The organism is Streptomyces sp. NPDC001373 (assembly GCF_042895815.1).
In the GTDB taxonomy this organism is placed as follows: Bacteria; Actinomycetota; Actinomycetes; order Streptomycetales; family Streptomycetaceae; genus Streptomyces.
Map to the genome: position 1 here is coordinate 55,657 of NZ_JBIAWQ010000015.1, position 10,042 is coordinate 65,698.

The 10,042-nt window shown below is 76.0% G+C and carries 5 protein-coding genes; 2 read left to right on the forward strand and 3 right to left on the reverse strand.

The features are described from left to right. Window positions 1–52: 52 nt before the first annotated feature. Window positions 53–850: an alpha/beta fold hydrolase gene (locus ACFY15_RS27885; protein WP_390690358.1), complete on the reverse strand. Its 798-nt coding sequence runs from the start codon at window positions 848–850 to the stop codon at window positions 53–55. Between the two features lie 256 nt (window positions 851–1,106). Between ACFY15_RS27885 and ACFY15_RS27890 the strand changes: the two genes are divergently transcribed. Together ACFY15_RS27890 and ACFY15_RS27895 are read left to right on the forward strand one after the other, a co-directional pair. After that, entirely contained in the window at window positions 1,107–2,411 is a 1,305-nt protein-coding gene (locus ACFY15_RS27890; RefSeq protein ID WP_390690359.1) for a PLP-dependent aminotransferase family protein, read from the forward strand. Between the two features lie 47 nt (window positions 2,412–2,458). Further along, window positions 2,459–3,220: a thioesterase II family protein gene (locus tag ACFY15_RS27895; protein WP_390690360.1), complete on the forward strand. Its 762-nt coding sequence runs from the start codon at window positions 2,459–2,461 to the stop codon at window positions 3,218–3,220. 295 nt (window positions 3,221–3,515) lie between these two features. Here ACFY15_RS27895 and ACFY15_RS27900 read toward each other — a convergent pair whose 3' ends face one another. Together ACFY15_RS27900 and ACFY15_RS27905 are read right to left on the reverse strand one after the other, a co-directional pair. Continuing rightward, complete coding sequence (locus ACFY15_RS27900) at window positions 3,516–6,869, reverse strand: AMP-binding protein (RefSeq protein ID WP_390826279.1); 3,354 nt, start codon at window positions 6,867–6,869, stop codon at window positions 3,516–3,518. Between the two features lie 37 nt (window positions 6,870–6,906). Beyond that, entirely contained in the window at window positions 6,907–10,038 is a 3,132-nt protein-coding gene (locus ACFY15_RS27905; RefSeq protein ID WP_390690362.1) for a type I polyketide synthase, read from the reverse strand. Window positions 10,039–10,042 lie beyond the last annotated feature (4 nt).

Consider the following 10,042-nt stretch of genomic DNA (forward strand, 5'->3'; position numbering starts at 1 on the left):
GCAGACCGCCCCCGGCTCGAACGAGCCGGGGGCGGTGGGCGGCGGGGGCGGGTCAGACGGTCGCGAGGAAGGCGCGGACGGCCTCCGCGAAGCCCTCGGGGTCGGCCTGCTGGACGAAGTGGTCGGCGTCCAGGGGGCGGTAGGACGTACCGGGGCGGCGGGCGACCATGGCCTCGGCCTGGGCGGCGGGGAGGACCTGGCTGCGCAGGCCGTGGATCAGGAGGGCGGGGCAGTCGCCGGCGAGCCACTGCTCCCAGTGGTTTCCGTGGACGAGCGTCTCGGAGTCGACCGTGTCCCGGGGGTGGAACGGGAGCCGCCAGCCGGAGCCGTCGGACAGCGGGCGCAGGGTGGGGCCGAGGACGGCGGCGAGGGGGCCGCAGGCGACGGCGAGCTCCTCGCGGGTGGGAGCCGTGTAAGGGAAGTCCAGGACGAAGGCCAGGGGGCTGACTCCGTGGTCGGGCAGGTCGGCGGCGGTGTCGACGTTGATCAGCGCCTCGACCAGCTCCGGCCGTTCGGCGGCCAGGTGGCAGGCGTTGACCGCGCCGAGGGAGTGGCCCAGGAGGACCGCGCGGTCGATGCCGAGGTGGTCGAGGAGCGCGAGGAGGTCGGCGAGGTAGCCGGCGCGGGTGTACTCGGGGGCGCGGTCGGAGTCGCCGTGACCGCGCTGGTCGGGGGCGATCACACGCCACCCGGGACCCAGGGCGGCGGCCAGGGCCGTGAAGGAGGCGCCCTCGGAGAGGTGGCCGTGGAGGGCGAGGAGGGGGCGGCCGGTGCCGCCGAAGTCCAGGTAGGAGAGGGCACGCCCGTCGACGTCCAGGGTGGCGCGGGTGGGCTGGGCGGTGGCGGTCATGTCGGTGCTCCCTCGTGCCGGGTGGATGGCGGGCTTGCCGAGATCAACTATACGTATGTCTATGACGGTTGTTCAATACGGGTGTACAGATCGGGGCGGGGGTGTCCGAGAGGGGGGCTGGATCCGGCCGTCCCGCGTCGTGGGCTCCGGGGAGCCGCCACCCCGCCGCGAGCAGTTCGCGAGCGGGACGCGAGGGGATCCCGACCGGGCCCCCCGATGCTCGTCCAGCAGAGCTGGACGAGGTTGGGGAGACGGAATGGGTCACTGTCCGCAGGGCGGCCGCAACAGCCTCGACCCGCATCTCGGCCGCTATGCCGCGCGCACCGCGGGCATGACGGCCTCGGAGATCCGGGCGCTGTTCGCGGTCGCCAGCAGGCCCGAGGTGGTCTCGCTGGCCGGGGGGATGCCCCACCTGGCCGCGCTGCCGCTGGAGGCCCTCGCGGCACAGGCCGCGCAGCTCATCGCCGAGGACGGCCTGACGGCGCTCCAGTACGCCTCCGCGCACGGACTTCCGCGGCTGCGGGAGCAGATCTGCGAGGTGATGGCGCTGGAGGGGGTCACCGGCCACCCCGACGAGGTCGTGGTGACGGTCGGCTCGCAGATGGGCCTCGACCTGGTGGCCCGGCTGTTCTGCGACCCGGGGGACGTGGTGCTGGCCGAGGGCCCGTCGTACGTCGGCGCGCTGGGCTCGTTCGCCGCCTACCAGGCGGAGGTCGTGCACGTCCCCGTGGACGACCGCGGGCTGGTGCCGGAGGGGCTGCGGGCGGCGCTGCGGCAGGCGAGGAACGCCGGGCGGCGGGTGAAGCTGCTGTACACGATCCCGAACTTCCACAACCCGTCCGGGGTGACGCTGGCCGTCGAACGGCGGGCGGAGATCCTGGAGATCTGCCGCGCGTACGGCGTGCTGGTGCTGGAGGACAACCCGTACGGTCTGCTCGGCTTCGACGGACGGACCTACCCGGCGCTGCACTCCCTGGACCCGGAGAACGTGGTCTACCTGGGCTCGTTCTCCAAGACGTTCGCTTCCGGCCTGCGGGTCGGCTGGGTGCTCGCGCCGCACGCCGTACGGGAGAAGCTGGTCCTGGCCGCCGAGTCGGCCACGCTCTGCCCGCCCACGCTGAACCAGATGATCGTGTCCCGCTACCTGGACACACAGGACTGGCAGGGCCAGATCACGACGCTCCGGGAGGTCTACCGCGAGCGCCGCGACGCGATGCTCGGCGCGCTGGAGGAGTACCTGCCGGGGTGCGGCTGGACCGAGCCGGCCGGCGGGTTCTACGTGTGGGTCAAGGTGCCGGAGGGCGTGGACACCAGGGCGATGCTGCCGCGCGCGGTGGCCGCGCGGGTGGCGTACGCGTCGGGCACCGGCTTCTACACGAACGGGCTCGGCAGCCGCCGGATGCGGCTGTCCTACTGCCACCCCACCCCGGAGCGGATCCGCGAGGGCGTCCGCCGGCTGGCCTCGGTGCTGGACTCCGAACCGGCCCTCGCGCATGCCTCCGCCGGTGCGGGCCCCCGCCGGGCGGCGGCCCTGCGGACGCTCGCGCCGGAAGCGGTCTGAGGGACGCGGGACCCGGCGGGGCAACGAGACGAAGGGACACGACGACGGTGAACAGCACCTGGTTCCGGCGCTACACCACACCCGCGGGGAACGGGCCGCGGCTCGTGTGCTTCCCCCACGCGGGCGGCTCGGCGACGGCGTACAAACCCCTGGCGCAGGCGCTGCCCGCGGACCTCGACGTGGTGTCCGTGCAGTACCCGGGACGTCAGGACCGGTTCAGGGAAACGCCGTTCACGGACCTGGAACGGCTGGTCGAGGCGGTGTCGGGGGAACTGGCCCGCGCACTGGCCGCGGACCCCGGGCGTCCGTACGCCCTGTTCGGCCACAGCATGGGCGCGCTCGTCGCGTACGAGACGGCCCGCCGCCTGGAACGGGCCGGACTCCCCGCGCCCCGGCGGCTGTTCGTCTCCGGCCGGGGCGCGCCGGACAACCCGTCCGGCACCCACTACCGGTACTACGGGGACGCCGACGTGCTGGCCGAGGTGCGCGGGCTGAGCGGCACCGACCAGACGCTCCTCGACAACCCCGAGGTCCTGGAGATGGTGCTGCCGGCGCTGCGCGCGGACTACCGGGCCGTCGGCACGTACACCTGGAGCGGGGGCGGGCCGCTGGCCGTGCCGGTGACCGCCCTGACCGGGGACCGCGACCCGGTGGTGACGGTCGGCGAGGCCCGGGCGTGGCGGGAGCACACCACGGGCGGTTTCGCCCTGGAGGTCTTCCCCGGCGGCCACTTCTACCTCGACGACCAGCCGGAGCGGGTCGCCGCGGCCGTCACCGGGGGGCTGCTCGCCCAGGCCGCCGCCCCCTGACCGCGGCGGCGCCCGGCCGGGGCGCGGGGGGCGGGGGGGCCCCCCGCCCCCCCCCGGGGGGGCCCCCGCCCCGGGGGGGGGGGGGGGGGGCCCCGGGGGGGGGGGGGGGGGGGGGCCCCCCCCCACCCCCCCCCGGCGGGGGGCGCCGGGGCCGCCCGGGGGGGGGGGCGCCCCCCGCCCGCCCCCCCCGCCCGGGGGGGGCGCCGGGCGGGGGGGGGGGGGGGGGCGCCCCCCGCGCCCCGGCCGCTTGGCGTCCGCGTCCGTGCGGTCGCGGGACGGCGCCGCGGGCCGGTCGTCAGAGGACGGCGCCGTCCCGCGTCCTCCTGCGCAGGCTCGGCCTGCTCGACCGGGCGAGGTCCTTCCACATGTCGGACAGACCGGTGACGGTGCGCGCCGCGAACAGCCTGCGGATGGACACCTCCTGGTTCAGCTCCGCCCGGATCAGGCCGACCAGCCGGATCGCCCGCAGGGAGTTGCCGCCGAGATCGAAGAAGTCGTCGTCGATGCCGACCCGGTCCAGCTCCAGCACCTCGGCGAACGCGGCGGCGAGGACCCGTTCGGTGTCGTTGCGCGGGGCCCGGTACGTCCCGCCCCCGTCCGCGGGCTCGGGCAGCGCGGCCCGGTCCAGGCTCCCGTCCCCGGCCACCGGCAGCCGGTCCAGCACGGTGAACACCGACGGGACGAGGGACTCCGGCAGCCATCCGGCGGCGAAGCGGCGCAGTTCCTCGCCCGACACGGTCCGGCCGGCCGCCGGGACCACGTAGGCCACCAGGCGCTGCTGCCCGGAGCCGTCCTCCCGGACGGCCGCCGCGGACCGCGCCAGCCCGGTGTGCTCGGAGAGCACTTCCTCGATCTCGGCCAGCTCGACCCGCACGCCCCGCACCTCGGCCCGGGTGCCGGGTCCGCCCACGTAGGCGAGGAGGCCGTCGCCGCTCCAGCGCACCCGGTCCCCGGTGCGGTACATGAGCCCGCCGGGCGGGCCGAACGGGCAGGGTACGAAGCGTTCGGCGGTCAGCCCGGGCAGCCCGGGGTAGCCGCGCGCCACGCCGGGTCCGGCCACGTACAGCTCGCCGACCACGCCGACGGGGACCGGTGCCAGGCCGGGCCCCAGTACGTAGAGGGCCGCGCCGTCCACCGGGCGGCCGAGCGCGCCCGCCCGGCGCACCGGTTCGTCGGCGGCCAGGACGTGGGCGGCGGCGAACACGGCCGTCTCCACCGGGCCGTGGCCGTGGACGACGGTCAGATCGGGGCAGGCCTCGCGGACCCTGCGCAGCGCGGCGGCGGGTACGCGCTCCCCGCCGGTCCACACCTCGCGCAGTCCGGCGAGGCGTTCGGGGCGGTCGGCCGCGATCGCCGAGAGCAGGCCGGCGGGCAGCCACACCGTGGAGACCGCGTCCGTCTCCCGCGCGCCGGTGAGCGCGTCGGCGTCGAGTTCGCCCGGGGGCGCCACGACCACCCGGCCGCCGTTGAGCAGGGGCGCCCACATTTCGAGGGCGAGGGTGGCGGAGGTGTGGGGCGCGTGCCACAGGACGGTTCCGCTGCCGCCGCGCGGCCGGCTGCCCCGGACGAAGCGCGCCATGTTGCGGTGCGTGACGGCGACCTCGGCCCCGCCGGCCGCCCCGGAGCCGGGCAGTACGGCCAGCAGGCCGTCGGGGTGCGGCGGGAGCGCGGGCCGCGGGGCGGCGGCGTCTGCGGTCTCCGCGAGGAGGTCTTCGAGGACGAGTACCTCGGTGTCCGGGCCGGCGGGGAGCCGCGTGGCCGCACCGGTGAGGAGGGCGCGCACCGGTGCGCCGCCGGCCCGCGCCGCGAGCCGCTCGGCCGGGGCCGCCGGGTCGAGGGGCAGGTAGGCCGCGCCGGCCTTCACCACGCCCAGGAGGGCGACAGCCAGGTCCGCCGAGCGGGGCAGGGCCACGGCGACGACCGTCTCGGGGCCGATGCGCCGGCGCCGCAGGGCCTCGGCCAGGCGGGTGGCGCGGGCGTCCAGTTCGCGGGAGGAGAGCGCCAGGTCGCCGGAGACCAGCGCGACGCCGTCGGGGTCCTGTTCCACCCGGCGGGCGAACAGCTCCGCAACGGTGGCGTCCGGGTCCGGGGCGTCCGGGTCGGCGGGGCCCGCCAGGACGCGGTCGCGCTCGGCGCCCTCCAGTACGTCCAGCGCGCCGACCGGCCGCTCGGGGTCGGCGACCGCGGCGCGGATGTGGGCGATCAGCTCCTCGCCGATGAAGCGCAGTTCCGCGCGGTGGTACAGGCCCGCGGGGGCGTCGAGGCGGACGTACAGGTCGCTGTCGGCGCTGCCGTCGGTGTAGACGCCGATCGACAGCTCCTCGAAGGTGCCCGTGGTCGCGCCGGAGTAGCGCGCCGGGCTGTCGCCGAAGTGGAGCTGCTCGGCGAACTCGACGACGTTCACGACGGCGCCGAAGCTGCCGCGGCCACTCAGCACGGTGCCGCTCGCGCGCTGGATGTCCGAGTAGTGGCAGGCGGTGTGGTCGAAGATCTCGTACGTCTCGTCGGCGAGGGCGTCGGCGACTTCGGCGAAGGTCGCACCGAGGGGGACCGCCGCCCGGACCGGGACCACGTTGACCGCCAGGCCGGGCGTTCTGCTCGCGACGCCGACCCGGTTGCTCACGGCCAGCGAGAAGAGGAACTCGGGGCGGTCGCAGCGGTGCCGCAGGAAGACCGCGGCGGCCGCGGTCAGCAGCTGCGACTTCCACACGCCCATGGAGCGGGCGGCCTCGGTCCAGGCGTCCGCCTCGGCGCGCGGGACGGTCAGCGTCCGGCTCACCATGCCGATGGTCTCGGCCACCTCCGACCAGCGGTCGGCGCTGCCGAGGGGCTCGGAGAGCGCGGTGCGCTGGGCGTCGGAGAGGGCGACGCGCGGGACCTGCGCGGGGGCGGGGGCGTCCTTGAGGTAGTTCCGCCAGAACTCCGTGTCCTCGGTGAACCGCGGGGAGGTGAGGTACTCCACCGCCTCGGCCGCGAAGGAGGCGGCGTCCCACGGGTGCTCCGGCTCCGGTACCGGCTCCCCGCGCACCAGGGCCGTGTACACCTCGGCGAGGCGGCGCGACAGCAGGCCGCCCGCGCCGAACCCGTCCGAGACGAGGTGGTGGTAGGCGATCACGAGCAGCGAGCGGGACGGGCCGAGGCGGACCACGCCGAGCCGGAACAGGAGGTCCCGTTCCAGGTCGAAGGGCTGCCGCACGAGGTCGGCCAGGGCCTCGCGTGCCGCGCGCTCGGGATCGGGCTCGTCGCCGAGGTCGAGGAAGAACGGCTGCCAGTCCCCCAGGTCCCGGGGGACCAGCCGCAGTCCGCCGCCCTCGTCGACGAAGTTGACGCGCAGCACCTCCGCCTCGCCCATCACGTGCAGGAACGCGGATCCGATGGCCTTCCCGTCCAGCTCACCGTCCACGTCCCACATGGTCAGCGCGTGGTTGGGCGTGTCGGGCGCCATCTTCTGCGCCCGCCACATCCCTTCATGCGCGGACGACACACCGAACGAAGGCACACAGATCAACCCCTCAGCAGACGGACCCGGGAATCGGCGGAACTCGCAGATCACCCCCACCTTCGGGGAAGCCCGACGGCGGTTCAATACACCCGGGCGCCGGGCGGGGCGGGCCGCCCCCGCGGGGTGTGTCCCGCCGGCGGGACACACCCCGCGGGGGCGGGAGGGGCGTCCGCGCCGGCGGGGGTCAGCGCGGTCCGGCCTGGGCCAGCGAGGCCGTGATGTGGCCGGCGATCCGCCGCGGCGAGGGCTGGCGCAGCACCAGGTTCGCCCGCAGCCGCAGTCCGGTCGAGGCGGTCAGGCGCTTGCTCAGCTCCGCCGAGAGCAGCGAGTCGAATCCGATCTCCCTGAACTCCTGGTCGGGGTCGATCGAGGCGCTGGAGGCGTGGCCGAGCACCACGGCGACCTTCTCCAGGACGTGTGCGAGCACGAGCGCCCCCGCGTCCTCCTCGGAGAGGGCGGCGAGCCGGTCCGGCAGGGGCACGGAGCGGTCCTCGGCCGCGGGCCCGTCCGCCGCGGGGACCTCCTCCGGCGCCGCCACCGCCGCCGGCGCGTGCGAGGAGGCCAGCCAGTACCGCTGCCGCTGGAAGGCGTACGTCGGGAGGTCCACCCGCGGGCGCTCCCCGAAGAGGGCGTTCCAGTCCACGGACCCGCCCCGGACGTGCAGTCCGGCCAGCGAGCCGAGTACGGCCTCCACCTCGTCGCGGTCCCGCCGCGAGGAGGACAGGACCAGCGCGTCGTCCAGGTCCTCGACGATCTCCTGTACCGGGACGGTCAGCACGGGGTGCGGGCTCATCTCGACGAACACGCGGAAGCCGTCGTCGGCCATCCGCCGCACAGAGGATTCGAAAAGGACCTTTTCGCGCAGGTTGTCGTACCAGTAGTCGGCGTCCATCCGCGCGGTGTCGATGACCTCGCCGTACAGGGTGGAGTAGAGGGGGACCGCCGACGGCCCGGGGGTCACCCCGGTCAGCGGGCCGGTCACCTGCTCGCGGACCCGGGCCACCTGGTGGGAGTGCGAGGCGTAGTCGACGGCTATCCGCCGGGCCTGGACCCCGTCGGCCTTCGCCTTCTCGACGAACTCGTCGAGCGCGTCCGGCTCCCCGGACACGACCACCGAGCGGGGACCGTTGACGACGGCGACGCCCACCCGGCCGCTCCACGGGGCGAGGCGCCGCTCCACGAGGTCCGCGGACTCCGCGACCGACGCCATCCCGCCGTGGCCGATCAGGTCCACCAGGGCCCTGCTGCGCAGGGCGACGATCCGGGCGGCGTCCCGCAGGGACAGGGCGCCGCTGACGCAGGCGGCGGCGATCTCGCCCTGGCTGTGTCCGACGACCGCCGCCGGCTCCACGCCCCAGGAGCGCCACAGGCCGGCCATGGAGACCATCACCGCGAACAGCGCCGGCTGGACCACGTCCACCCGGTCCAGGGAGGGCGCTCCCTCCGCCCCGTGCACCACGTCGAGGAGCGACCAGTCCACCCATGCGGACAGGGCCTCGGCGCAGGCGTCGAGCCGCCGGGCGAAGACCGGGAAGGTCGCGTACAGCTGCCGGCCCATGCCGGCCCACTGCGAGCCCTGGCCGGGGAAGACGAAGGCGACGCCGCCGGGCTTCCCGGCCGCGCCCCGCACCACCGCGGGCGACTCCGCGCCCTCGCCGAGCGGGACGAGCGCGTCCAGCAGGCCGTCCCGTCCGCGGCCCAGCACCACCGCGCGGTGCTCGAACCGCGACCGGTGCGACACCAGCGACGCGCCGATGGCGGCGGGATCGGCGTGCGGGTCGGCGGCGAGCAGCTCCCGCAGCCTGCGCGCCTGCCCCTCCAGGGCGGCCGGGGTCCTGCCCGAGAGCACCCACGGCACCAGCCCGCCGGCGACCTGCGGACCCGGGGCGCTCCGCTGCGCCGGCTCCTGCGCGGGAGCCTCCTCCAGGATGACGTGGGCGTTGGTGCCGCTGACCCCGAACGAGGAGACCCCCGCCCGCCGCGGGGCGTCCGCCCGGGTCCACTCGCGGCCCTCCACCAGCAGTTCGACGCCGCCGGAGGACCAGTCGACGTGCCGTGAGGGCTCCCCCACGTGGAGGGTCTTCGGCAGGTGGCCGTGGCGCATGGCCATCACGGCCTTGATGACCCCGCCGACCCCGGCCGCGGCCTGGGCGTGGCCCATGTTGGACTTGAGGGAGCCCAGCCACAGCGGCCGGCCCTCGTGCCGCTCCCTGCCATAGGTGGCGAGCAGGGCGTCGGCCTCGATGGGGTCGCCCAGCACGGTCCCGGTGCCGTGGGCCTCGACCAGGTCCACGTCGGCGGGCGCGACCCCGGCGTTCGCCAGGGCCCGGCGGATCACCTTCTCCTGGGCGCGGCCGTTGGGGGCGGTCAGGCCGTTGCTGGCGCCGTCCTGGTTGACGGCGGAGCCCCGGACGAGGGCGAGCACCGGGTGGCCGTTGCGGCGGGCGTCGGAGAGCCGCTCCAGCAGCAGGACGCCCACGCCCTCGGCCCAGCCGGTGCCGTCGGCCCCGTCCGCGAAGGCCTTGCAGCGGCCGTCGGGCGAGAGCGCGCCCTGCCGGGCGAACTCCACGAAGGCCGCGGGCGAGGACATCACCAGCGCCCCGCCGGCCAGGGCGAGGGAGCACTCCCCCGCGCGCAGCGACTGCACCGCCATGTGCAGGGCCACCAGCGAGGACGAGCAGGCCGTGTCCAGGGACACCGCCGGCCCGGTCAGCCCCAGCTCGTACGCCACCCGGCCGGAGGCCACGCTCAGCGAGCTGCCGTACAACAGGTAGCCCTCCAGCTCGCTCCGGCCCGCCTCCAGGAAGCGCCACCCGTACTCGGTCGAGCTCACCCCGGAGAAGACGCCGACCTCGTCCCCACGGACGTCGGCGGGGACGATGCCGGCCCGTTCGAAGGCCTCCCACGAGGTCTCCAGCAGCAGGCGCTGCTGCGGGTCGGTCGCCAGGGCCTCGCGGGGGCTGATGCCGAAGAACTCGGCGTCGAAGCCCGCCGCGTCCGCCAGGAACCCTCCGTGGCGCACATAGGCGCTGCCCGCGGCGTCGGGGTCCGGGTCGTACACGTCGCGCCAGCCGCGGTCCGCGGGGAAGGGGCCCACGACGTCCCGGCCGTCGCGGACCACCTCCCACAGCTCCTCGGGCGAGGAGACGCCCCCCGGGTAGCGGCAGGCCATGGACACCACGGCGATCGGCTCGCCCCGGCCGGCCCTGAGGGCCTCGTTCTCCTGGCGGAGGCGGTCGCGTTCCCCGATCAGCGTGCGCAGCGCCCGCTGGACCCGGTCCGCGCCCTCCGCCGGCTTGTCCGCGGAGTCGGTCATGTCA

Excerpts from the sequence above, each read along its gene's own strand:
- ACFY15_RS27885 (WP_390690358.1), bottom strand. The coding sequence starts at position 850 with ATGACCGCCACCGCCCAGCCCACCCGCGCCACCCTGGACGTCGACGGG.
- ACFY15_RS27890 (WP_390690359.1), top strand. The coding sequence starts at position 1,107 with ATGGGTCACTGTCCGCAGGGCGGCCGCAACAGCCTCGACCCGCATCTC.
- ACFY15_RS27905 (WP_390690362.1), bottom strand. The coding sequence starts at position 10,038 with ATGACCGACTCCGCGGACAAGCCGGCGGAGGGCGCGGACCGGGTCCAG.